Below are 21,986 nucleotides of genomic sequence, written 5' to 3'. Positions count from 1 at the left end.
TGAGAAGGGATGTTTAAAATGGCAGGAAGATTAGATGAAGATTTAAAAGATGTAACATTATTAGGAAATCAAAATACAAAATATTTATTTGAATATAGCCCAGAAATTTTAGAGGTTTTTGATAATAATCATCCAAACCGTGATTATTTTGTAAAATTCAATTGTCCTGAATTTACAAGCTTATGTCCGAAAACAGGCCAACCAGATTTTGCGACAATTTATATTAGCTACATTCCAGAACAAAGAATGGTAGAAAGTAAATCTTTAAAGCTATATTTATTTAGTTTCCGCAATCATGGTGACTTCCACGAAGATTGCATGAACGTTATTATGAATGACTTAATTAAATTAATGGATCCACGTTACATTGAGGTATGGGGTAAATTCACACCACGTGGAGGGATTTCAATTGATCCTTACTGCAACTACGGTCGCCCAGGAACGAAGTATGAACAAATGGCTGACTACCGCATGATGAACCATGATTTATATCCAGAAACAATTGATAATCGTTAATATATAATAGAAAGAAAGGATCTGTATGTTATACAGATCCTTTCTTTCTATTATATTATGCATTTTGATTAATGACAGTATAGTTTTTATGACTTACAACTGTAAGAGGTTCCATATCTAGTTCTCTAAAATTTTCCATAATTGTTATATCTACAATAACGGAGTTTTGATTTACTTTTTGAACACGGCCTTGCATTCCACCTTTAAATTCAATGATATCTCCAGTTTCTGCGATCTGCATAAGCAACTCTCCTTGTTACAGTTTTCCCAAAAAAGAATAATTTTGGTTTTTTTATTTCCTCTTATTTTGAACCATATTGTCCACTTTGTAAATGTTTCCAAAGTAAAAATTCGAAAAATATTCACTTTTTGTAAGAAAATATGCAAAAATGTCATGTTATTAGAAAAAAAGAAAGGTTTAAATGCAGACATCTTTATATAGGGGTATAATAAAAATGGACAATAACCTACTAAAGTGGGAGAAATTAGAGGCGGTAAAATGATGTTTGAATTTGTGGGGAGTGTTATAGCATTAACTTTATTTGTATTTTCTTATATAAATTTAAAAAAGATTCGTCATCATGAAACGACTACATATTTTGATGGGATGGATGGGATACATGCTTCGATTTCACATGAGATTGGCGGGGATATGTAAAGGTGTACACCTTTCTTTTTTGCGTGGTATGATATTAAAAAATAGTACATAATAGAGTTCATAAGTGATGAATGGAGAGTGGAAAGAATGAAGATTTCTTTTATTCGTCATGGTCGCTTAAATCGTACTATAGAACCAATGACGGTTACATCCTTTCATGAATGGATGAAAGGATATGACTTATATACTATAACAGAAAAAGCACCTATACCAATGGAAACAAGAGAAGCGGTTGAGGCAGCAAAATTGATTGTATCAAGTGATCAAAGGTGTGCTATACAATCAGCAGCTGAATTAGTGGATTCTTTATCTTTTATCCAAAATTCTCTTTTTAGGGAAGCTGAAATTCCGACGAGTTTTTATGCTCCAAAATGGTTGAAGTGTAAACCTAACGTATGGATGTTTATTGGACGAACAGTATGGATACTTGGTTACCATAAAGATGTTGAGTCTTATAAGGAAGCAAGAGAGAGAGCAAAGCAAGCGGCTTACGTATTACACCGTTACGCTCTCGTACATGGAAGTGTTGCTCTTGTAGGTCATAATTATGTGAATGTAATGATTGGTGCGGAACTGAGAGCGATAGGATGGTCTGGTACGCCTATTTTGCACAGAGAGCCATGGGGATGTACAACATATACGTTCCACGAAGCGATGAATGGAAATGTATTGAATACGAATTTAACATAAAAGCACACGATTTATATAAATCGTGTGCTTTTTTTTAAGATATAGAAATTTTGATGTTTAATGGCTTTATGAGATGTGCATAAGGTTCGCCTACAAGCATGACGATTTGATCTTTTTTATAACCTAGTTTTTCGTATAGTGAATAGGCGCGTTTGTTTTCTAAATTAACAAGTAATGCGATTTTTTCATACTCCTTTTCAGTTGCATGGATTTCAGCAGCTTCAATTAATTTAGAACCAATTCCTTTTCCGCCATGTGCACTTGAAACGGATAAAGTATCAATGTAATATTCATCAAGCTCGGCTTCTTTTTCTAACGTAATCGATTCATCTTTATGTAATTCTCTTAAGTGACGTACAATTGGTTCATCAAGCTTTGTTGCTTCACTACCGTGATAAGCGACAATAACTCCAACTGCCCCCCCGTCTTGCTCATATACAAAACAGTTTTCATAGCTCAGTCGATTTCTCTCTTTTGAGAACCATGTTTCAAGTCCTAGTAATACTTCTGTCTCAACTGTGCTACCTGTAATTTTTTCAGCAATTTCGTGCAGAGCGTTATATAATAAAGGCGCTACTAGCTTCGCGTCTGTCTTTTTTGCTTTCCGAATCATAGTATCCCTCCTAGTTCTATTTATATATTGTAGCATAGTGGTATGGAACTTTGCATAATGGAATGATGAAATGATTGATATAGAGAAGTAGCTATGTTAGTATATGATATTTAGTGGACATATACTAAAGAGATCTTTTTTGAAAAATAATGAAAATGAAATAAAGGTATAGTACCTGGATAATTTTACAGTTGTTGACTTATAAAATATACGATAAAATAAAATATTGCATAGAGGTGAAATACATGGATAAAGAATTAGCAAATACAATTTTGGATCAGCTGAAAAATGGTGAAATAAAGGAGTATGTTGTTACGAAAGATGTATTTTATACGTTCAGAGAAGTTTTAGTAAGTCGAGAAGACTTTAAACATTTCATTGGTAACGCACAGCGCGGCGGACAAGTAATTTATACATATTCAGAAACGCCACGTTCGTAACTAGAAGAATATAGGGAGGAGAATTATGGGCGATTTTAAACAAGGCATATTACCGCATTGGGATTATATGTGGAAAGATAGAGCCGGTAATAGGTTTATGGGGATGGTCATGTATCCAGAGAAACGAAAGTGTTCGGCAAAAATGCTTCAGAAAATAAAAAGAGCATATGAAGAGGCTGTAGAAATTAAAGTAACGGTACAAGTTCAACATACATATCAGTACGTAGAAGGAATGATTGTATACTTTGATGAAGAAGCTCCAGTATGTACAATGATTGATAAAGATGAAAATCCGCATCATATATTTGTAAAAGATATTTTGCGTATTGAGCACTGTGCATAATCTTTTCATAAATAAGTTGAATTTCCATAATAATAATCTTTTTCTATAATAATTATCTTTTAGTATGTAACGCGAACCGAAAGTATATGTATAATATTTAATAAAGTAAAACTGATAAATGTAATCGTTTTTTAGAACAGATTATCGTTTCATGTCTGTTCTTTTTTGCGTGATGCTGGAGAAATATATTCCTCCAGCATTTGCCGTTTTATGACAAAATATATTGTTAACTTTTTTTAAAATAAGGTTAAATTCGTTGACAACTTTTTTGAAAAGCACTTTATTGACATGAGTTTTAGAATGTTGTTTCATAGTCATTGTATTGAAAAAAATCGACTGTCTTGTCGAAAAGTAAAAGTTAAAAAAAGAAAGAATTTATACATATATCTTGTGTCTTATTTTGAAACGTAATACAATATATAGAGAAATCAAGAAACAACATACAGAGAGTATAGATTGAAAAGGGAGGGTCGGAAATGTTAGTTGCATATGATTCTATGACAGGAAACGTGAAGCGTTTCATTCACAAATTAAATATGCCGGCCGTTCAAATTGGTGAAGATCTAGTAATAGATGAAGACTTTATTTTAATTACGTATACAACAGGTTTTGGCAATGTACCAGAACGTGTTTTAGAATTTTTAGAGCGCAATAATGAAAAATTAAAAGGCGTATCTGCAAGCGGCAATCGTAACTGGGGAGACATGTTCGGTGCAAGTGCTGACAAAATTTCTGCTAAATATGAAGTGCCTATTGTATCAAAATTTGAGTTATCAGGAACAAATAACGATGTAGAATATTTTAAGGAAAGGGTGCGGGAGATTGCGACACATTGAACTGAATAATGAAATCACGCAAATGCAGGACGGTTTTTATCAGCTTCATAAAGATAAAGAGGCATTAGAAGTCTTTATGGAAGAAGCTAGAGAGAATACCGTTCATTTTAATAGCGTGGCAGAGCGAATGGAGTATATGAAAGAACATGATTACTATTACAACGTTCTGGACGAGTATAACTTGGAGGAAGTAGAAGAGGTATATAACATCGCTTATGGTGAAAACTTCGAGTTCCAATCTTATATGGCAGCATCTAAGTTCTACAAAGATTATGCGTTAAAAACAAATGATCAAAAACAATACTTAGAAAGCTATGAAGATCGTGTAGCAATTGTGTCATTATACTTAGGACGCGGTGATGTTGCGAAGGCAAAACAATTCGCAAGCATGATTGTAAAACAAAACTATCAACCAGCGACACCAACCTTTTTAAATGCGGGAAGAAGCAGAAGAGGAGAAATGGTGTCTTGTTTCTTGTTAGAGATGGACGATAGCTTAAATTCAATCGGCTTTAACATTAATACAGCAATGCAATTATCGAAAATCGGCGGTGGAGTAGCCTTAAACTTATCTAAGCTACGCGCACGTGGTGAGCAAATTAAAGGTATCGATAATGCTGCAAGTGGTGTAGTACCTGTTATGAAATTACTTGAAGATTCGTTTTCATATGCGAATCAGCTTGGCCAACGAAAAGGGGCCGGTGCTGTATACTTGAACATTTTCCATTGGGATATAATTGAATTCCTTGATACAAAGAAAATAAATGCCGATGAGAAGAGCCGTATTCAGTCTCTATCAATCGGAATTATCGTTCCAAGTAAGTTCTTTGAGCTTGCTGAGAAAAACGAACCTTTCCATGTTTTCGCGCCTTATACGGTGTATAAAGAATATGGCAAGCATTTAGATGATATTGATATCGATGAAATGTACGATGAATTAATGAGCAATCCGAAAGTGAAGAAGAAGCCGCTAGATATTAGTGCGCGTGATATGCTTATTAAAATTGCTATGATTCAGCTTGAGTCAGGTTATCCGTACTTAATGTTTAAATCAAATGCAAATAACCAACATCCACTGAAGGATATTGGAACTGTGAAGATGTCGAACTTGTGTTAAATATGTAGCACCTTCTAGTAGAAATGCTAGTCGAAAACTCCGTTAAACGGGGAAAGCCTCAAATTTGAGGTAACCTACCGTGCTAAATCTTATCTTAGAATGAGTCACTTTCTGTAAAATGTATTTTGGGAATTAAAGTACAGAGGATGGCGAAGTAAAATGAATCAGAAAGTCTCTTATGGTTTTATCTATATGACAGTAAATAAGTTAAATGGGATGAAATACATTGGGAAATGTATTTATAAAAGACAAAATAATTGGTGTGAATATCTAGGATCTGGATTATACCTTCAAAGAGCTATCCGAAAGTATGGAAGAGAAAATTTTGAAAAGCACATACTGGTAGAAGCTTTTTCTGAAGAAGAATTAAACAGTCTAGAGGAAGAATATATCCTAAAGTTTGATGCTGTAAACCCTCAAGAATTCTATAATGTGAAACTCACTGCAATTGGCGGAGATATTTTCACAAACAATCCTCGTAAAGAGGAAATACGTGAAATAAGAAGAACGCAGATGAGTGGAAAAGGAAATCATCAATATGGGAAAGCTAAGACTAACAAAATGATAGAAGCAGTAAAACAAGCAAATTCTAGAGCTGTTATTGTTGAAGGAGTTTATTATAAAAGTCAAACAGAGGCGGCTAAAGTATTAAATTTAGGAATAACTACTGTGAACTATCGGTTGAATAGTGATAACTTTCCAGAGTGGCTAAGGATTAAGGAGAAAAACAATATTCAAAAACAGTCTAATAATCCTACCTGTAGGCTAAGTGTTGATGGGATAGTATATGAGAGCATTAAAGAGGCAGCTAGTTCCTTAGGTATATCATCCCCTACTGTGATAAGACGTTTAGATAGTGAGAAACATCCTAGTTATAAGAGACTTTCTGAAAGATTAAGATAAGTAAAAGCCTAACGACTATCCCTTATGGGAGTAGAGCGCAAGCGATTGGCGTTCGAAAAGCGGAGCACCTAACCAGGTAATGCTGTAGGTGGTGATATAGTCTGTCCTGTATGGTGACATACAGCAGTTGCATGAGCAACGGACTGAGGAATAGCGAACTCGGTTGAACATTCGAGACAGAAATCTTCCAGCTACAAGAAACTTCTGAAATTAACGATTACGGTACAGATGACATTATCCGTCGTGATATTAACTGTAACTTAGGATCGTTAAATATCGTAAACGTAATGGAAAATAAAGAAATTCGTGAAGCAGTTCATGCGGGAATGGAAGCTTTAACAGCTGTTTCTGATATGACAATCATTCCGAATGCACCGACTGTGAAAAAAGCAAATGATGAGCTTCATTCAGTTGGGCTTGGCGCAATGAACTTACACGGATACTTAGCAAAAAATAAAATCGCTTATGAAAGTGCAGAAGCGAAAGAGTTTGCTCGTACATTCTTTATGATGTTAAATTACTACTCTATTGAGAAAAGTATGGAAATCGCTAAAGAAAAAGGCGAAACATTTAAAGACTTTGATAAGTCTGATTATGCGAACGGCACATACTTTGAAAAGTATGAAACGACAGATTATAGCCCGGTAACTGAAAAAGTTCAGCAATTATTTGAAGGAATTCATATTCCAACAAAAGAAGATTGGACAAGTTTAAAAGAGCAAGTACAGAAGAATGGTTTATACAACTCATATCGTCTTGCTATCGCTCCTACGCAATCAATCAGTTACGTTCAAAATGCAACTTCAAGCGTAATGCCAATCGTAAGTCAAATCGAATCAAGAACATATGCAAATGCGACAACATATTATCCAATGCCGTATTTATCAAAAGATACGTTCTGGTACTATAAATCTTCTTACGATATGAATCAGTTTAAATTAATTGATTTAATTGCAGAAATTCAAGAACATATTGACCAAGGAATTAGTACAATTCTTTACGTTAATAGTGATATTTCAACGCGTGAATTAGCACGTTACTACATCTATGCCCATAAAAAAGGCTTAAAGAGTCTGTATTATACGAGAACACGTAAGTTAAGCGTGGAAGAGTGTGTGGCTTGTACCGTTTAATATAAAAAGTAAGACATGATGAGCAGGGTTTTTCTGAACCCTGCTCATGCTCAGTTATTAATTTTTCATGTTTATTTAGAGAAGGGGCGATTGAATGCGTGCGGTAAACTGGAACAAAAAAGAAGATGATTTTAGTTTAATGTTTTGGAAGCAAAACATCGCTCAGTTTTGGACAGAAGAAGAAATCGCAGTGTCTTCTGACAAAAATACTTGGGTGCAATTATCAAAAGAAGAGCAAATTGCTTATAAGCGTGTATTAGGTGGTTTAACACTTTTAGATACGAAACAAGGCGGCGAAGGGATGCCTCTTGTACTTGTTCATCTTGAAAATTTACAAGCGAAAAGTGTATTAGCTTTCATGGGTGCTATGGAAGAAGTACATGCAAAGAGTTACAGTCATATTTTCACAACGTTAGCTACTGAAGAAGAAATCGATGATATTTTTGACTGGGTAGATAATCATCCGTTACTTGAGAAAAAGGCTGGTATTATTACAAGTTACTATCGTCGTTTATTAAAGCCTGAAGTAACGAAAAAAGAGTTATATATGGCAATGGTAGCAAGTGTGTTCCTAGAAAGTTACTTATTCTATAGTGGATTCTTCTATCCGCTTTACTTAGCTGGTCAAGGAAAACTAACAGCAAGTGGTGAGATTATTAACTTAATAATTCGTGATGAGTCAATTCACGGCGTATTCGTCGGTATTTTAGCACAACAAATCTTCGCGGAACTTTCTGCAGAAGATCAACAAGAAGTGCAAAAAGAAACGCAAGAGTTATTAATGGAACTATATGAAATTGAAATGGCATACACAGAAGAAATTTACACTTCTATCGGTCTTGTAGAGGATGTAAATCGTTTCGTTCGTTACAATGCGAATAAAGGACTTATGAACTTAGGACTTGAGCCGAAGTTTGAAGAAGAAGAAATTAACCCAATCGTTTTAAATGGTTTGCGTACAGATACGAAAAACCATGATTTCTTCTCTGTAAAAGGAAATGGTTATGTAAAAGCAACGAATGTTGAAAAGTTATCTGATGATGACTTTGTGTTTAATTTTTAATATATGATTATAAAGAAAAGCTGTCTTATTCATTAATAAGACAGCTTTTCTTTATAATTTTGTTTACATAACACTATTATTTTTGTATAACGATTTTTGTTTGGAAAGTTCTATCCGGCTAATGGATAGAACTTTTTTTGTAATTAAATGGGTATTTACAATCTTTTTGTATCAGTGTATTATTTAACTAGTACACCGATACAAAAGGAGGGAAGAAATGAAAATAGAGTTTTCTCCAAATACACCAATTTACATTCAGGTAATGGAATACATAAAAAAAGAAATCGTAACAGGACATTTATTGCCTGGTGATAAAATTCCCTCTGTACGTGAATTAGCAAGTGAATTACAAGTAAATCCAAATACGATTCAGCGTACATTTCAAGAGCTAGAACGGGATGGAGTTGTTGTAACGCGTAGAGGAATGGGACGATATGTAACGAATGAAGGGGAGAAAATTATGGAGCTGCGAAAAGAGATGGCGAAAGAATTACTTCATTCTTTTATAGATGGAATGGACAATTTAGGTTTTTCAGAAGAAGAAATTCTTACAATCCTTCGTTCTTCATTACATGAGAAGAGGGAGGAGAGCGAATGACAGAGTTATTAAAAATAGAAAACTTATGGAAGAGATATGGGTTAAAAGCAGTGATCCGTGAATTAAACATAGAGATTACGGAAGGGAAAATTATAGGGCTCGCTGGAGATAACGGAAGCGGAAAAACGACGTTATTGAAAATGATTGCCGGTCTGCAGCATCCTTCCGAAGGGAGTATTACAATCGCTGGTAAAAAGGTCGGATTGGAAACGAAAGAAATTGTTTCTTTTATGTCGGATAAACCAGTATTTGATAATTGGATGACGGTAAAAGATTCTTTATTTTTCTATCGAGATTTTTATAAAGATTTCGACATTCAAAAAGCGGTAGATACGATTACGGAATTTAAAATACCGTTAGAAGAAAAAATTACAGCTTTATCAAAAGGTATGGTTGAAAAACTACAAATTATTTTAACCTTTTCAAGGAAAGCGAAGTTATACGTACTAGATGAACCGCTTGGCGGGATTGATCTCGTTTCTAGGGAACATGTACTGGAACTTATTTTACAGTTTTATCGTGAAGATTGTACGATACTAATCGCGACTCATTTAATAAATGAAGTTGAAAATATTTTTGATGAAGTAATCTTTTTAAAAGATGGGGAAATTGTATTGTATGAAAATGTAGAGGAACTACGTTTCCAACGAGCAAAAGCTGTTACGGATTTGTTTAAGGAGGTGTTTAGTAGATGAAAGCCAGTTTAATATATATGTACAATGCGAATAAAAAACAAATTTTCATTTCGTTATTGTCATTCATATTTATTGTAGCTGTCGCTTTTGTAAGTATGGGGAATTATATTAAACAAGAATCAGGAGAAGTAAGGCAAATGATTACAATTGCTTTAGTATTCTTAGTTTATTTAATTTTTGCGGTATTAGTATTTCTGCAGGCGATGTCTGCTTTTGGGAAAATGACTGAAAGTAAATTATTTCGGTTAACACCGATATCTGGTAAAAAAATTGTTTTAGCAATATTGTCATATGCAGCAATTAGCTTAATGTGTTTTGAATTAATAGGTGCTATGTTTTTCTATGGTATTTCGATGAAAGTAATAAAAGGTACAGAACTCCATGAATTGTTATTCACCGAAAGTACACTTACACTAGATATGGTAAAGCAGTTATTTAGTAGCGTGTTATATGTATTTAATTTATCAAGTATATTGTTAGTCTTACTTTTTATAGTAGCTGGAGTTAAAATATTTTCTTTGAAAAAGAAAAAAATGGAGTATGTAATTATTTTCTTCTTATTTTTACTAGTAACGAAAGTAATCAATCTGATATATGAAATGCTGGGTCGACTTGCGCCTATACCTAATTTTATTAAAAAAATCGTTTATATAGATGAAACAATGGATATGAATCTTATACTATATCCAGAAAATTTTATAAATTTATATAGTATTGCTTTTTCAATCGGTATATTTGTTTTACTTGTTTATATAACAGGTCGCATTATCGATAAAAAACTAGAAGTCTAAAGGAGGAATCGGCATTGGGAAACGTAGTAGTAAAGTTAGAGAATGTTCGAAAAAAGATTGGTGGAACGGAAATTATTCGCGGTTTATCATTTGAAGTTCGTGAAGGGGAAGTGTACGGGTTCCTTGGACCGAACGGTAGTGGTAAGACAACAACGATCCGTATGATGACAGGTCTTATTTCAATGACAGAGGGCGATATTACAATTTGTGGTCATAGTATTCGCACGGAGCGTGAAAAGGCACTAGAGCAAATTGGAGCGATTGTAGAAAATCCTGAATTATATGATTATATGACTGGAATGCAAAACTTAAAGCATTTTGCGAACATGGCAATTACACCAATTAGTAAAGAGCGCATTGCTGAAATTGTAAAGCTAGTTGAGTTAGAGCATGCGATTCATAAAAAGGTGAAAACATATTCACTTGGTATGAAACAACGTTTAGGAATTGCACAGGCATTACTTCATCAGCCGAAAATTTTAATTTTAGATGAGCCAACAAATGGATTAGATCCAGCTGGTATTCGCCAAATTCGAGATTATTTACAACGTTTAGCGAAAGAAGAGAATATTGCTGTAATCGTATCAAGTCACTTATTAAGTGAAATTGAACTCATGTGTGATCGCGTCGTTATTATTAAGCAAGGTGAGTTTGTACAAGAATATAACTTACATGAACAAGCAAAACATGATGAGACAGTCGTTGTAGCGTTTGAAGTAGATGAAGTTCAGAAAGCAAATGAAATTATGAAAGGTAAGGCGCAAGGAAATGTCATTGTAGTATCTGTAACGAAAGAAGCAATTCCACAACTTGTAAAGAAATTAGTAAATGACGATGTGCTTATATATGGAGTTACTGTTCAAAATAAAACGTTAGAGGATGAGTTCTTAGCGATTACAGGGGGAGTGAAAGCGTAATGTTTAAATTAATTCAAAATGAATTTTTAAAGCTGCATGCGAAAAAGGGAATGTATATTTTAATTGGTGTTATTGCAGTATTGGAGATTTTGGGAGTTTTAGTGATGCTGAAATGGGGAGACGGAAGTGAATTTAAAGGATCATATTTAGATTTTGCAAGTTCAGAGATTGGTTTAATTACTTTGTTTGCGACGATATTTGGAATTACGATTGCTTCTCGTATGATTACAGATGAGTTCCAAAAAGGTACAATTAAGCAATTATTAATTCGTCCAAGAAAACGAATGACAGTTTTATTTTCTAAATATATTACAGTGTTACTTACTATGGTATTTATCGTATTTGCTAGTACGTTAATTGCTATGATTATTGGCGGAATTGTAATGGATGGTAGCAAAACAGAATTAACGGTAGGAATCGTAATGAAATCTACTTTATATCAAGTACTTTCACCGTTCTTCTTTGCGACGCTTGCATTTTTCTTAGCAAACGTATTTAGAAAATCTGTATTACCATTAATTATCACGATGTTCTTCTTCTTTTTACAAGGAGCAATTAATATGGCACTAATGATGTTTGCAAAAGGTGTAGCGAAGTTTGTAGTATTCTTCCATTTGGATTTAAGAGCTTACGACAGTAATAAATTAATTAGCGGCGGAGTAGAACCTACATTTACAGAATTTACATTTACAACTTCATTATTACTTATAGCTGCATACTTTGTTGTATTACTTGTAGCATCAGGTGCATTATTCCAAAAACGTGACGTATTATAATAAAAGAAATCCCCGCTTGTAAAAACGGGGATTTTTATTACATAACTTTCTTGTATATTTCAACTGGAAGAAAAGAATGATTACTATATATATTGTTCGAAAGTATTTGAGAAAAATAGGAAGAACTTCAACTATATTCATATTATAATTTAGTTATCACACCATTTACTTTTACTACCTTTGGAGGTGTTCTATGTGCACTATGCATTTTCACGTATAAGACTACGTAGCTTTTTTGGATGGATGATTATAGGATTGTTCCTTACGATGATCCCATTAAGTCTAGCCAATGTTTCTGAGAATACGATGGAGGTTATTTCACAAATAACTGTGTTTTTTGTATTTCCGCTATTTTGGTTATACATAAAAACAAATAAAAATAATGTTGTATTTAATAGTTTTTTTGATAAGCCAGGACGTTTACCGTGGGGATTAATTGTATTAGCAACGATAATGGGAATGATTTTTTCAGTTGGTATATCTCATATTCAATTTTACATATTAGCACACACGTTACCGAATTTCTTAGTTACTATGTTAGAAGACGGAAATGTTATTAACACGAGTAACGTATTTATGACGATATTTACTTTCATTTCAGCATGTGTATTAGCACCGATTATGGAAGAGGTTATTTTTAGAGGTTTCCTTTTACAGCGAATGGCTTATAAATGGGGGATTAAAAAAGCTGTCATTATATCTTCCATTATTTTTGGCTTAGGACATTTTGATGTTATTGGTGCGTTCATGTTTGGTGTTGTTATGTGTCTTTTATACATAAAGACACAAAATATATGGACGAATATCGCTGTGCACGCTCTAAATAATTTCATTGCAACAAGTATGCAATTTGTCGGTGGAGAAGAGGATAGTGCCATTTCAATTCCTGAATTACAAGCGCAAAGTAATGTATGGATCGGTATCGGTCTTACAGTTGTTGGATTACTTTGGTTAATTCCTTACGTTTGGAAACAATGGCGTACAGTAAAAGAAGTGGGTGTGCCACCAGTGCGCTTTATAAATGAGGAAAAAGTAGTGAGTGCATTACAAGAAAATGAAGAGTATAGTCAAGTGTTCGTAACAGATAGACTGATGGCTGTAGAGCTACCAGATGAGGCTGTGAATAAGCTTCGGTTAGAAGAAAATGATTATGTAACAGTATCTGTAGAAGAGGATAAAATTGTAATAAAGAAAGCACATGATAGATAATTAAAAAGTAGCTCCTTAAGAGCTACTTTTTAATTTGTAATAATTTCTACACGAAAATTATTACCGTTCTTTACATATTTAATATCTGTAACAGTGCGGACTGTTTTTAAAATCTCAACTTTTTCACCAATTCGAGGGATAGTCGGAACATTATCCCAAATGCCAAGCAAGCCATCTAATTGTGCCGTTTTTTCATAAAACCAGATTTTCAATGTAAAGCCCCTTTCTCGAACTTTATGTATTTTAATACATAATATATTATTTTTATTCTTATTGTAAGGGGTTTTTTTATATTTTATGAATAAAAATTAATTAATCTTCTGGGAAGATATGTTCAATATCAGGAGTAAGAGATACTTCTGATAATACGATATGAGAAACAGTCGTTGCATATGAGGAAACATCATTGATAAATTCTTCAAGTTCAACGAGTGAAGGAACAGAAATTTTTACAATGTAGCATAAGCTTCCTGTTACTCGGTAACAAAAACTTGCAGATGGATAGGACTGAATAAATTGTTGCATACGTGTTGTGTCCCCATTTTTTAAAGTGATTTCTAAAATACAATCTAAAACAAGTCCTGCTTTTTTATAATCGATATCGATTGTGTACTTTTGGATCACGCCTTCACTTTCGAGTTTACGAACACGTTCTGCAGTAGACGGAGCAGATAAGTTTACTCGTTTCGCCAGTTCACGCATGGAAAGGCGACTATCATTATATAATTCATTTAAAATTTTTCGATCCACACGGTCTAGTTGCATTTGTAAATATACCTCCAGTAAAATAATGATTTTTGTAAAGGAAAAATATAAATTAAGATTCATATGAAATGTAAAGTGAACTTTATTTATTTTACAATAAAACAGAAGGAAATAGGAGGGGAAATGATGGAGAGAATTTCATTATCAAATGTAGGAGATACAAAGTTTCAAAAGTTATTAGGGCATAATCCAGAGTTATTACATTCATGGAGTATGGTAGAGAATACATTGTATAGTAAAGGAACTCTCTCGGTAGAGCTGAAAGAGCAAGTAAGAAGAACATTAGCTTACGGGAATGAATGTCCGTACTGTATGGCAAAGGGAAGGCCTGATGATATGCAAAAGGTAGAAGAAATTGGGGTAGCAGTTACTTTTGCGCATACATTTGTTCATGACAAAAAGGCGATAGATGATAATATGTTCCATGTATTGAAACAATATTGGACGGAAAAAGAAATTGTAGAGCTTTGCGCTTATATTTGTTTTATGACTGCGTCGCAACAACTTGGTTTTCTATTTCAATTACAGCCAAATGAAGGAGAAAATGATAATGAATCAAATAGCACTTATCATAATTGATGTACAAAAGGCGTTTCAATTACCATACTGGGGTGAGAGAAATAATCCTTTTGCTGAAGAAAATATGAGAATTTTGTTAGCAGAATGGAGAAAAAGGAAACGACCAGTTTTTCATATTCAACATGTAAATAAAGAAAATGATCATTCGATGTTTTATGAGGGAGCAGAAACGGTCAACTTTAAAGAAGAAGTGAAACCACTGTCAGGTGAAGTGGTTATTCAGAAAGCCGTTAACAGCGCGTTTATTGGAACAAATTTAGAAGAGCAATTAAGAGAAAACAAATGTAATGCAGTAGTGATTGTAGGGTTAACGACAAATCATTGTGTGGAGACTACGACACGAATGGCAGGAAATTTTGGATTTACAACATATTTAGTGAGTGATGCAACGGCTACTTTTAATCGTAAAGGTCTAGATGGTAAAGAGTATAGTGCAGAAGATATTCACAATATGACACTTGTAAATTTACATGAAGAGTTTGCTACGATTGTGACGACAAAAGAAGTATTAAAATTATTTTAAGAAAATAATTGCGAATTATGTAGAAAAAAATAAGAATATTTCGTATAATCTAAGTACAATCATTTTGAAAATAGGGGTGGTATCATATGGAGCAAGTTCCGGTAAAGAGAATAGAAGAAGTACTTGTTGTAGCAGGGGATAACAAACAAAAGCAAAAGGAATTTTATGAATTGCTCTTATCTACTGAGTTTTATGTTGCTGGCTCACTAGAAGCAGAGGAAGGGGCAACAGAAGGAACACTTCGCTTGCGTCATTTCCAAGGAGAGGGTAGATGGATCGTTCCGTTCTTTACACAAATGGAATTTGTAAAAGACGTGTTGCCAGAAGGAACACCCCTTATTACGATACGTGGGAAAGAATTATTTAGTAGCATTGAGAAAGATGCCACAGCAGTATTAAATGTCGGTACTGATATAAGTAAAACATTTATTCCAGAAGAAATTGCAGATATCGCATCTGGACGAATTTTTAATTATTATAAATAAAAGGAAAAGCTGAATCGCTTTTCCTTTTTTAATTTGAAAACGGAGTGGCTACGCCAGAGGAAATAGAGAGTGTTTTATTATTTGTATTTATTGTCGCTGTAGCTCCAAGAGGAATCCCGATGTTTGGGCTTATATGACCGATCGGCAAACCGAATAGAACAGGTATATGATAGGGTGCGAAATATTCATATAGTATTGTTTGCAACGATTGAGATGGTTTAGAAGGAGTGCAGTCGTGACAACTTGTAAAAATAACACCACTACATTCATTAAACTTTCCAGATAAAAGTAGCTGATTTAACATACGGTCAATGCGATATGGTTCTTCCCCAATGTCTTCAAGCAATAAAAGTTTATTGGCTGTATTTATCTCGTAGGAGGAGCCAATGATACTCGTTAACACCGCTAAATTGCCGCCAACTAACTGACCTGTAACTGTACGGGAAGAGCTAGGTACGATACATTCTGAAGCAGATAAGATGGTTGAATATGGATGAAATAGTTGATTGAAAGAAGATAAAGAAAGAGAATCTACACCTTTCCCTAATTCTTCAACCATTGGGCCATGAAATGTCACAAGCTTTGCATAACGTGAAAAGGCAGTATGTAAAGCTGTAATATCGCTATATCCCCAAAAGATTTTAGGATGTTGCCTAATGATTTCATATTGAATGTGAGGGAGGAGACGGGCACTTCCATAACCACCTCGTGCACAGAAAATGGCCTTTACTTCATGATTTGAAAAAGCTTCATGTATATCATCGAGCCGAACTTGATCACTTCCAGCTAAATATCCGTACTTCTCATAAACACTCTTTCCAATTACTACAGATAAACCTATTTCTTGTAGTACGTTTATACCTTTTAATACATTTTCAATTGTTGGTGGGCCGGACGGTGCAATAATCATTACTGTATCACCTTGTTGTAACGCATTTGGATATATCATTGTTTTCAGCCTCCTTCACTTTCAATATATTCGCTTCATAGGAAGTTCAACCCTTGTAAAAGAAGGGGAAAGTTTGTCAAATAAAGAAGATATAAGGGGAATAGGAGGAGAAATGATGTTTACAAGTCGAGTTATAGATACATTACAAATTAAGTATCCAATCATTCAAGCGGGTATGGCAGGTGCAATTACGACGCCTGAGCTTGTTGCAGCTGTAAGTAATAGCGGAGGATTAGGAACGCTTGGAGCGGGCTATATGAGCCCTGAACAAATTCGTGATGCAATTTATAAAATAAGGCAACAAACGGATAAGCCTTTCGGTGTGAATTTACTGTTAACGAAAGAGATACAAATAGAAGAAGAGAAGATAAACTTGGCGAAGGGATTACTTAGCGGAGTGAATAGAGAATTCGGTATAGAGGAAGGAGAGCAGTTAAAGCTTCCAAAAAGTTATAAAGAACAATTACAAGTGTTGGTAGAAGAAAACGTGCCAGTCGTTAGCTTTGCATTTCAAACGTTAGAAAAAGAAGAAATAGATGAATTGAAAAGAAGAGGAATTAAAGTCATCGGAACAGCTACTCATGTGGCAGAGGCGAAAGTACTTGCTGAATTAGGAGTAGACATTATTGTCGGTCAAGGTAGCGAGGCAGGGGGGCATAGAGGAACATTTATCGGGAAAGAACAGGACGCTATGATTGGGACGTTCGCATTAATTCCGCAGTTAGTAGCAGCTGTCCCTCACATCCCGATTGTTGCAGCAGGTGGTGTAATGAACGGACAAGGGCTTGTTGCGGCATTTACACTGGGGGCAGAAGCTGTTCAAATGGGATCAGCCTTTTTAACGAGTGAAGAAAGTATTACGCATGATGTATATAAACAAGCGGTTTTACGTAGTACAGATACAAGTACAACTGTGACTCGTGCGTTTTCCGGGAAATATGCACGGGGTATTCGTAATGAATTTATAGAGAAGCATGAAGGGAAAGAAGAAGGGCTTCCGATGTATCCAGTGCAAAATGTATTAACCTCTAAAATACGCCAAGAAGCAGCAAAACGTAATAAAGGAGAATATATGTCGCTTTGGGCAGGACAAGCGTCATCATTTGCACGAATAGAATCAGCTCAGCATGTAGTGGAGCGAGTGATGAAAGAAGCAGATAACGTAATCGAACAATTGCAAAATGTATATAGAAAAAGACCACTTGAATAATTCAAGCGGTCTTTTCTTTAGTTTGCTTTATAAAATTGTTGGATGGCTTCATCGATATAAACCCAGCCTTTCCAACCTAAGTGCATGTGATCTTTTAAGAAGTATTTATCATACTCATGATTTGAGAAGTCGGCAATTGGATAGCCAGCTTTCTCAATTTGCTCATGAACTTTCTTATAGTACAATTCTCGGCGTTCTTTCGGGAAGCCAGCGTAATCGTACCAAGGACCTTTTACAGGAACAGAAATGAAGAGTGGTTTTGCACCAGATTGTTTTAATAAATCAAGTACAATTTGTAAATCTTCATATTCTGGCGATTGATCATAAGCATCATTTTTTAAGTAGCCTTCACGTTGCTTTAATTTCTTCTTGATTTTGCTGTTGAAGTAAGCATCTTCGATACCATATTCGTTAGATCCAGATTCCGCTGCACCTGTTTGATCTGCATGTTTACGAGCTTCATCCCAGTTCATTTGTTTTAATGAAGGGTCAAGTTTTTCTTTATGCGGTTTAATATCAAGCATTGCTGTAAATAAATCTTTGCGATCTAAAATGTTACGATAAATATAAGCGAAAGGTTTAGCAGCAAGTGCTTTTACTTTATGCTTTGTATCATCGTAAACGATACCTTCAAGCGAAATTTTAAGTAAAGTTTCTTTCTTAACAATCTCAAAGTTTAATAAACGTTTTGCAATTTGCTTTTTCATTTCAGGTTTTACATCATCGTTGAAAATGAAGTGGTAACCTTGTTGTTTTGAAAAGTTAGGTGCAAAGTGTGTTTCATCAATACCTTGTGGCACAAACCATTGTGGAGAAAGAACAAATACCATTTTCTTATCCTTCAATTGATCCATTGTAGATGCAAAGTTTAATACATGTACAAGATCTTGTGTTCCACCGCGTCCAAGTAGGAATGGTGTGAAGCCTTCAGGCTTTACTTTGAAATAGTTTGATGGATGGTAAGCATCCATACGTGCGAATTCCGATGATCCATACATCGGAAGGTATTTCGAGTCTGCTAACATCTTTTGCTGTAAAATCATACTTTGAATCTTTTCTTCTTTTAAAGAAGTGGCAGCTTGTTCTACTTTTTCATCACTTAAAAGTGGAAGTAGGAAGCGCGTTGGAATAAGTAAGAATACAGCAAAAAGGGCCAATGCTAAAAGCATCGGACCAAATTTTGCTTTGTTCATCGGATTTCTTCCAACTTCTTAATAACCATGTTTGGAGTAGCCCACTCGTCACGGTCAAAATCAGAAATAGAAACTTCAATATCTAAACGCTCTTGGAATTCAACTAATAAAGATACTACAGCGAAAGAATCAAGAATACCTTCTTCAAATAATTGAACATCTAAGTTTTCTTTCACAATATCGTTTTCACATACTTCTTCTAAAATATCTAATACTTGCTCTTTGAATTCTGCCATTTTTAAAATCTCCTTTATATCCGAAATATATTATATGTGCAACTTCTTATTAGTTATAAGAAGGGTGCATTAAAAGTATCTGTTAAGGTGTCCAGAGAAAATAAGGAAACCGAAACATACAACGTGGAACGTAATTACAATCGCAAGGACGTGTGTAAATTTATTGTTTGGCCAAAACTTATGCTTCTTGTTTTTTCGTTCGAAAATATCGAATAAAATGAACAGTGCGGCATGATAGAGACCATAAATAATGTATTGATACACATGCTCACCAGTAATATGCCAAATTCCCATGATGAAAAAGTTCAAAAATGCACCGATATACGAAATTGTGTAACGGTTTTTAATTAACTTTTTCTTCGTTGCAAAAAAGACGAAGCGCATGTAAATAAAATCACGGAACCAGAATGATAAACTCATGTGCCAGCGGTTCCAGAAGTCTTTAATATTACGGCTAATGAATGGCTTATTAAAGTTTTCTGGCGTCTTAATTCCCATCATATAACTTACACCAATTACAAATGAGCTATAACCAGCAAAGTCGAAGAATAAATATAAGCTATAGCTATACATGTAAATCATATTAGATAGAAGTGTATCTTGCTGTGCAAATGCCGGATCCATAAAATATTGCTTTATTAAGTAAGCGATAATAAATTTATACAAGAAACCTTGGAAAATACGGTTTAATCCTGTATATAGTAAATTTTGATATTCTTCTGCACTAGGTGGCTTTTGAATATCTTTTTGGAATCTACGGTAACGATCGATAGGTCCCGTTGAAATAGCTGGGAAGAATAAAACGAATTCCCAAAAATTAAAGAAGGATAGTTCTTTAATTAAACCATCACGAACTTCAAATACCATTTGTACTGCTCTAAATGTTACATAAGACATACCTAAAAATACAATGAATTTTAGATCTGGTGCAAATGGTGCGATTTTTGCCAAAATAAGTGGCAAAATTGATAAAATAACAGCTATACAAAACGTGAATGTATTATTATTTTGTTTTCTTAAAAGTAAATAGCTTTTAATTAGGGCATATTGCCAAATAATAAATGCGGCTAACATAATCGCTTGCTTCGGTTTATCTGAGAAGATAATAGCAAGCATGACTAATGTTAAAACGGCATTATATTTACGCAACATTTTACCTTTTAATCCAGCTATGATAGTAGGTATTAATAAAATGCCCACTATAGCGAAAAAATAAAATGATCCATATGCGGTCATGCTGTAACCTCACTCAATAATTTTTTGCGATCTACCTTTCCATTTGGTGTCATTGGAATAGAAGATTGATACATGAATTTACGTGGAATCATGTAGTTTGGTAATCGCTCATTGAGTTCTTTTTTGATTGCAGATGTTAATTTGAATTCTTTTTCAAATGAATGTTCTCCAGGAACAACAACCGCTAATAAATAATCGTATTTTTCACCTTTTTTAATTGGAACGATAACTGCACCTTCTACGTAAGAACACGCACGAAGGTGATGCTCAATTTCTTCTAATTCCATTCGATAACCATGCAGCTTAATTTGGAAATCAAGACGACCATTATAGAATAGAAGACCATTTTCAACATAGCCAGCATCGCCTGTTTTATAGGCGCGCTCACCGTCAATCATAGTAAATGCTTTTTCTGTTAATTCAGGGCTTCCTAAATATCCAACGCTTACGCTTGGACCGACAATTACGATTTCACCTTTTTCACCATCAGGTGCAATCGTTCCATCTTCTTTCATAATAAGAAGGCGGCAGTCTGATTTACAGTAGCCAACTGGAAGTGATTTGTATTGATCAAGCACTTCTTCTGTAACGTGAATACCTGTTACAGCGACAGTAGCTTCTGTTGGGCCATAAGTATTCATAATTGTTGCTTTTGGGAAACGCTCAATTAATTTTCTAGCTACTTCATTTGGTAATACTTCACCGCAGAATAAGAATGTTTTCATGTTTGGTAGCATACTCTCAGAGAAAGATGCTTCCATTAAACACATCTCTGCGAAAGATGGTGTGGAAGTCCATACTTGTATATCCGATTGCTCTAAAGAAGCAAACAAGTCTTTTGGACGTGCAATCATATCTTTATCGATTGCCCAAAGTGTACCACCTGTTACTAATGATGGATAAATATCCATGACAGATAAATCGAATGAGAAAGGTGCTTGGTTTAAGAATACTTGTCCTGTTTGTAAGTTGAAATCTTCTACAGCCCATTTTGTAAAGCTTACAAGGCAGTTATAAGTAATCTGAACCCCTTTCGGATTACCTGTGCTTCCTGAAGTGTAAATAATGTAGAAGTTCTCATCATCTTTTACCGCATGTTCAGGATTTGGAGTGTTCCCTTTATGAGTAAAGAAAATATCTTTTAAGTTGTCCTCACTTACAATGCGAACTGGTAAATCAGTTACAGTTACTGCTGTTGCTGATAAAAGTAGTTTCGCACCAGAATTTTCAGCGATACGTTGTACACGATCAGCTGGGATAGATAAATCTACAGGAATATAAGCATGTCCAGCTTTTACACATCCTAAAAAGTTAATAATCATTTCCGGTTGCATATGGCCATACACCATAATTGGTGAACGATCATCTGGATACTCAGAAGAAATCCAATGTGCTAACGCATCAGAATCTTCCTTTAATTGTTTGTACGTAATTTTCGCATCTCGCCAAACAAAAGCAGTTTGATCAGGCGTTTCAATAGCCCACTTTTCAATTTGTTCTAATAACTTCATA

Annotated in this window: 27 protein-coding genes and 2 pseudogenes; 20 read left to right on the top strand and 9 right to left on the bottom strand. The window is 34.5% G+C overall.

Going from position 1 to position 21,986, the window contains the following annotated elements; translation table 11 throughout:
- Nucleotides 1-18: 18 nt before the first annotated feature.
- Complete coding sequence (queF, locus tag ACZ76X_RS07735) at nucleotides 19-516, top strand: preQ(1) synthase (protein ID WP_000918895.1); 498 nt, start codon at nucleotides 19-21, stop codon at nucleotides 514-516.
- Between the two features lie 55 nt (nucleotides 517-571).
- On the opposite strand, the gene ACZ76X_RS07730 is transcribed toward queF, so the two are convergent.
- Complete coding sequence (locus ACZ76X_RS07730) at nucleotides 572-757, bottom strand: YkvS family protein (protein WP_001165081.1); 186 nt, start codon at nucleotides 755-757, stop codon at nucleotides 572-574.
- Between the two features lie 234 nt (nucleotides 758-991).
- Between ACZ76X_RS07730 and ACZ76X_RS07725 the strand changes: the two genes are divergently transcribed.
- A complete protein-coding gene (locus ACZ76X_RS07725; protein ID WP_306185219.1) occupies nucleotides 992-1,174 on the top strand; it encodes a hypothetical protein in 183 nt (60 codons plus the stop codon).
- A gap of 87 nt (nucleotides 1,175-1,261) precedes the next feature.
- On the top strand, nucleotides 1,262-1,864 hold the full coding sequence (locus ACZ76X_RS07720; protein WP_479850092.1) for a histidine phosphatase family protein: 603 nt from the start codon (nucleotides 1,262-1,264) through the stop codon (nucleotides 1,862-1,864).
- Nucleotides 1,865-1,898: 34 nt separating this feature from the next.
- On the opposite strand, the gene ACZ76X_RS07715 is transcribed toward ACZ76X_RS07720, so the two are convergent.
- Nucleotides 1,899-2,477 carry a GNAT family N-acetyltransferase gene (locus tag ACZ76X_RS07715; RefSeq protein WP_098669894.1) on the bottom strand — a complete coding sequence of 193 codons (579 nt, stop codon included), beginning with the start codon at nucleotides 2,475-2,477 and terminating at the stop codon, nucleotides 1,899-1,901.
- A 245-nt stretch (nucleotides 2,478-2,722) separates the two neighbouring features.
- On the opposite strand from ACZ76X_RS07715, the gene ACZ76X_RS07710 reads away from it, so the two are divergent.
- The 13 genes and pseudogenes from ACZ76X_RS07710 to ACZ76X_RS07650 all read left to right on the top strand — a co-directional run bounded on the left by ACZ76X_RS07710 (nucleotide 2,723) and on the right by ACZ76X_RS07650 (nucleotide 13,298).
- Entirely contained in the window at nucleotides 2,723-2,917 is a 195-nt protein-coding gene (locus tag ACZ76X_RS07710) for an abortive phage infection protein (RefSeq protein WP_071758925.1), read from the top strand.
- A 25-nt stretch (nucleotides 2,918-2,942) separates the two neighbouring features.
- The gene (locus ACZ76X_RS07705) at nucleotides 2,943-3,260 is read left to right on the top strand and encodes a hypothetical protein (RefSeq protein ID WP_479850091.1); all 318 of its coding nucleotides are present in this window, start codon (nucleotides 2,943-2,945) and stop codon (nucleotides 3,258-3,260) included.
- Nucleotides 3,261-3,736: 476 nt separating this feature from the next.
- Nucleotides 3,737-4,096 (top strand): class Ib ribonucleoside-diphosphate reductase assembly flavoprotein NrdI, encoded by a 360-nt coding sequence (gene nrdI / locus ACZ76X_RS07700; protein WP_000959450.1) that lies wholly within the window; start codon nucleotides 3,737-3,739, stop codon nucleotides 4,094-4,096.
- Nucleotides 4,083-5,210: pseudogene (locus tag ACZ76X_RS07695) on the top strand (ribonucleotide reductase N-terminal alpha domain-containing protein); the annotation flags it as partial. The gene nrdI and the pseudogene ACZ76X_RS07695, both read left to right, overlap by 14 nt.
- A 141-nt stretch (nucleotides 5,211-5,351) precedes the next feature.
- Nucleotides 5,352-6,116: pseudogene (locus ACZ76X_RS07690) on the top strand (NUMOD1 domain-containing DNA-binding protein); the annotation flags it as partial.
- A gap of 182 nt (nucleotides 6,117-6,298) precedes the next feature.
- Nucleotides 6,299-7,249, top strand: a complete 951-nt coding sequence (locus tag ACZ76X_RS07685) for a ribonucleotide reductase large subunit (protein ID WP_074543497.1) — start codon at nucleotides 6,299-6,301, stop codon at nucleotides 7,247-7,249.
- A 94-nt stretch (nucleotides 7,250-7,343) separates the two neighbouring features.
- Nucleotides 7,344-8,312, top strand: coding sequence for a class 1b ribonucleoside-diphosphate reductase subunit beta (gene nrdF / locus ACZ76X_RS07680; protein ID WP_048526819.1), 969 nt, complete (start codon nucleotides 7,344-7,346; stop codon nucleotides 8,310-8,312).
- Nucleotides 8,313-8,529: 217 nt separating this feature from the next.
- Nucleotides 8,530-8,910 (top strand): GntR family transcriptional regulator, encoded by a 381-nt coding sequence (locus ACZ76X_RS07675; RefSeq protein WP_000687513.1) that lies wholly within the window; start codon nucleotides 8,530-8,532, stop codon nucleotides 8,908-8,910.
- Nucleotides 8,907-9,605 carry an ABC transporter ATP-binding protein gene (locus tag ACZ76X_RS07670; protein WP_479850090.1) on the top strand — a complete coding sequence of 233 codons (699 nt, stop codon included), beginning with the start codon at nucleotides 8,907-8,909 and terminating at the stop codon, nucleotides 9,603-9,605. Before ACZ76X_RS07675 ends, ACZ76X_RS07670 begins: the two co-directional genes overlap by 4 nt.
- Nucleotides 9,602-10,396 (top strand): ABC transporter permease, encoded by a 795-nt coding sequence (locus ACZ76X_RS07665; RefSeq protein WP_479850089.1) that lies wholly within the window; start codon nucleotides 9,602-9,604, stop codon nucleotides 10,394-10,396. The genes ACZ76X_RS07670 and ACZ76X_RS07665 overlap by 4 nt, the downstream gene beginning before the upstream one ends.
- Before the next feature lie 14 nt (nucleotides 10,397-10,410).
- On the top strand, nucleotides 10,411-11,313 hold the full coding sequence (locus tag ACZ76X_RS07660; protein ID WP_479850088.1) for an ABC transporter ATP-binding protein: 903 nt from the start codon (nucleotides 10,411-10,413) through the stop codon (nucleotides 11,311-11,313).
- On the top strand, nucleotides 11,313-12,089 hold the full coding sequence (locus tag ACZ76X_RS07655) for an ABC transporter permease (protein WP_479850087.1): 777 nt from the start codon (nucleotides 11,313-11,315) through the stop codon (nucleotides 12,087-12,089). The genes ACZ76X_RS07660 and ACZ76X_RS07655 overlap by 1 nt, the downstream gene beginning before the upstream one ends.
- A 195-nt stretch (nucleotides 12,090-12,284) precedes the next feature.
- Complete coding sequence (locus ACZ76X_RS07650) at nucleotides 12,285-13,298, top strand: CPBP family glutamic-type intramembrane protease (RefSeq protein WP_479850086.1); 1,014 nt, start codon at nucleotides 12,285-12,287, stop codon at nucleotides 13,296-13,298.
- Nucleotides 13,299-13,327: 29 nt separating this feature from the next.
- Here ACZ76X_RS07650 and ACZ76X_RS07645 read toward each other — a convergent pair whose 3' ends face one another.
- Entirely contained in the window at nucleotides 13,328-13,510 is a 183-nt protein-coding gene (locus ACZ76X_RS07645; protein ID WP_000707111.1) for a DUF3913 family protein, read from the bottom strand.
- A gap of 100 nt (nucleotides 13,511-13,610) precedes the next feature.
- Nucleotides 13,611-14,063: an Lrp/AsnC family transcriptional regulator gene (locus ACZ76X_RS07640; protein ID WP_001175498.1), complete on the bottom strand. Its 453-nt coding sequence runs from the start codon at nucleotides 14,061-14,063 to the stop codon at nucleotides 13,611-13,613.
- Nucleotides 14,064-14,126: 63 nt separating this feature from the next.
- Here ACZ76X_RS07640 and ACZ76X_RS07635 point away from each other — a divergent pair, with 63 nt between their 5' ends.
- From ACZ76X_RS07635 to ACZ76X_RS07625, 3 genes are all read left to right on the top strand, one after another.
- Entirely contained in the window at nucleotides 14,127-14,642 is a 516-nt protein-coding gene (locus ACZ76X_RS07635; RefSeq protein ID WP_479850085.1) for a carboxymuconolactone decarboxylase family protein, read from the top strand.
- Nucleotides 14,611-15,165, top strand: coding sequence for a cysteine hydrolase family protein (locus ACZ76X_RS07630; RefSeq protein ID WP_479850436.1), 555 nt, complete (start codon nucleotides 14,611-14,613; stop codon nucleotides 15,163-15,165). The genes ACZ76X_RS07635 and ACZ76X_RS07630 overlap by 32 nt, the downstream gene beginning before the upstream one ends.
- Before the next feature lie 86 nt (nucleotides 15,166-15,251).
- Nucleotides 15,252-15,650, top strand: coding sequence for an SseB family protein (locus tag ACZ76X_RS07625; protein ID WP_098669903.1), 399 nt, complete (start codon nucleotides 15,252-15,254; stop codon nucleotides 15,648-15,650).
- A 28-nt stretch (nucleotides 15,651-15,678) separates the two neighbouring features.
- On the opposite strand, the gene ACZ76X_RS07620 is transcribed toward ACZ76X_RS07625, so the two are convergent.
- Nucleotides 15,679-16,599, bottom strand: a complete 921-nt coding sequence (locus tag ACZ76X_RS07620) for a S66 peptidase family protein (protein WP_479850084.1) — start codon at nucleotides 16,597-16,599, stop codon at nucleotides 15,679-15,681.
- 115 nt (nucleotides 16,600-16,714) lie between these two features.
- On the opposite strand from ACZ76X_RS07620, the gene ACZ76X_RS07615 reads away from it, so the two are divergent.
- Nucleotides 16,715-17,809, top strand: coding sequence for an NAD(P)H-dependent flavin oxidoreductase (locus tag ACZ76X_RS07615; protein WP_479850083.1), 1,095 nt, complete (start codon nucleotides 16,715-16,717; stop codon nucleotides 17,807-17,809).
- A gap of 17 nt (nucleotides 17,810-17,826) precedes the next feature.
- On the opposite strand, the gene dltD is transcribed toward ACZ76X_RS07615, so the two are convergent.
- From dltD to dltA, 4 genes are all read right to left on the bottom strand, one after another.
- On the bottom strand, nucleotides 17,827-19,002 hold the full coding sequence (gene dltD / locus ACZ76X_RS07610) for a D-alanyl-lipoteichoic acid biosynthesis protein DltD (protein ID WP_479850082.1): 1,176 nt from the start codon (nucleotides 19,000-19,002) through the stop codon (nucleotides 17,827-17,829).
- Nucleotides 18,999-19,238 (bottom strand): D-alanine--poly(phosphoribitol) ligase subunit DltC, encoded by a 240-nt coding sequence (gene dltC / locus ACZ76X_RS07605; protein WP_000807310.1) that lies wholly within the window; start codon nucleotides 19,236-19,238, stop codon nucleotides 18,999-19,001. The genes dltD and dltC overlap by 4 nt, the downstream gene beginning before the upstream one ends.
- Nucleotides 19,239-19,307: 69 nt before the next feature.
- Complete coding sequence (gene dltB / locus ACZ76X_RS07600; protein WP_479850081.1) at nucleotides 19,308-20,474, bottom strand: D-alanyl-lipoteichoic acid biosynthesis protein DltB; 1,167 nt, start codon at nucleotides 20,472-20,474, stop codon at nucleotides 19,308-19,310.
- Nucleotides 20,471-21,985 (bottom strand): D-alanine--poly(phosphoribitol) ligase subunit DltA, encoded by a 1,515-nt coding sequence (dltA, locus tag ACZ76X_RS07595; RefSeq protein ID WP_098669907.1) that lies wholly within the window; start codon nucleotides 21,983-21,985, stop codon nucleotides 20,471-20,473. Before dltA ends, dltB begins: the two co-directional genes overlap by 4 nt.
- Nucleotide 21,986 lies beyond the last annotated feature (1 nt).

Source organism: Bacillus sp. BC05(2025), from assembly GCF_056725905.1.
This window is presented reverse-complemented; position numbering and strand designations above follow the sequence as displayed.

Bases quoted from the DNA above. Each gene is read 5' to 3' on its own strand.
- queF (WP_000918895.1), top strand. From the start codon at position 19: ATGGCAGGAAGATTAGATGAAGATTTAAAAGATGTAACATTATTAGGA.
- ACZ76X_RS07730 (WP_001165081.1), bottom strand. From the start codon at position 757: ATGCAGATCGCAGAAACTGGAGATATCATTGAATTTAAAGGTGGAATG.
- ACZ76X_RS07720 (WP_479850092.1), top strand. From the start codon at position 1,262: ATGAAGATTTCTTTTATTCGTCATGGTCGCTTAAATCGTACTATAGAA.
- ACZ76X_RS07715 (WP_098669894.1), bottom strand. From the start codon at position 2,477: ATGATTCGGAAAGCAAAAAAGACAGACGCGAAGCTAGTAGCGCCTTTA.
- ACZ76X_RS07710 (WP_071758925.1), top strand. From the start codon at position 2,723: ATGGATAAAGAATTAGCAAATACAATTTTGGATCAGCTGAAAAATGGT.
- ACZ76X_RS07705 (WP_479850091.1), top strand. From the start codon at position 2,943: ATGGGCGATTTTAAACAAGGCATATTACCGCATTGGGATTATATGTGG.
- nrdI (WP_000959450.1), top strand. From the start codon at position 3,737: ATGTTAGTTGCATATGATTCTATGACAGGAAACGTGAAGCGTTTCATT.
- nrdF (WP_048526819.1), top strand. From the start codon at position 7,344: ATGCGTGCGGTAAACTGGAACAAAAAAGAAGATGATTTTAGTTTAATG.
- ACZ76X_RS07675 (WP_000687513.1), top strand. From the start codon at position 8,530: ATGAAAATAGAGTTTTCTCCAAATACACCAATTTACATTCAGGTAATG.
- ACZ76X_RS07670 (WP_479850090.1), top strand. From the start codon at position 8,907: ATGACAGAGTTATTAAAAATAGAAAACTTATGGAAGAGATATGGGTTA.
- ACZ76X_RS07665 (WP_479850089.1), top strand. From the start codon at position 9,602: ATGAAAGCCAGTTTAATATATATGTACAATGCGAATAAAAAACAAATT.
- ACZ76X_RS07655 (WP_479850087.1), top strand. From the start codon at position 11,313: ATGTTTAAATTAATTCAAAATGAATTTTTAAAGCTGCATGCGAAAAAG.
- ACZ76X_RS07640 (WP_001175498.1), bottom strand. From the start codon at position 14,063: ATGCAACTAGACCGTGTGGATCGAAAAATTTTAAATGAATTATATAAT.
- ACZ76X_RS07635 (WP_479850085.1), top strand. From the start codon at position 14,127: ATGAAATGTAAAGTGAACTTTATTTATTTTACAATAAAACAGAAGGAA.
- ACZ76X_RS07625 (WP_098669903.1), top strand. From the start codon at position 15,252: ATGGAGCAAGTTCCGGTAAAGAGAATAGAAGAAGTACTTGTTGTAGCA.
- ACZ76X_RS07620 (WP_479850084.1), bottom strand. From the start codon at position 16,599: ATGATATATCCAAATGCGTTACAACAAGGTGATACAGTAATGATTATT.
- ACZ76X_RS07615 (WP_479850083.1), top strand. From the start codon at position 16,715: ATGTTTACAAGTCGAGTTATAGATACATTACAAATTAAGTATCCAATC.
- dltD (WP_479850082.1), bottom strand. From the start codon at position 19,002: ATGAACAAAGCAAAATTTGGTCCGATGCTTTTAGCATTGGCCCTTTTT.
- dltC (WP_000807310.1), bottom strand. From the start codon at position 19,238: ATGGCAGAATTCAAAGAGCAAGTATTAGATATTTTAGAAGAAGTATGT.
- dltB (WP_479850081.1), bottom strand. From the start codon at position 20,474: ATGACCGCATATGGATCATTTTATTTTTTCGCTATAGTGGGCATTTTA.
- dltA (WP_098669907.1), bottom strand. From the start codon at position 21,985: ATGAAGTTATTAGAACAAATTGAAAAGTGGGCTATTGAAACGCCTGAT.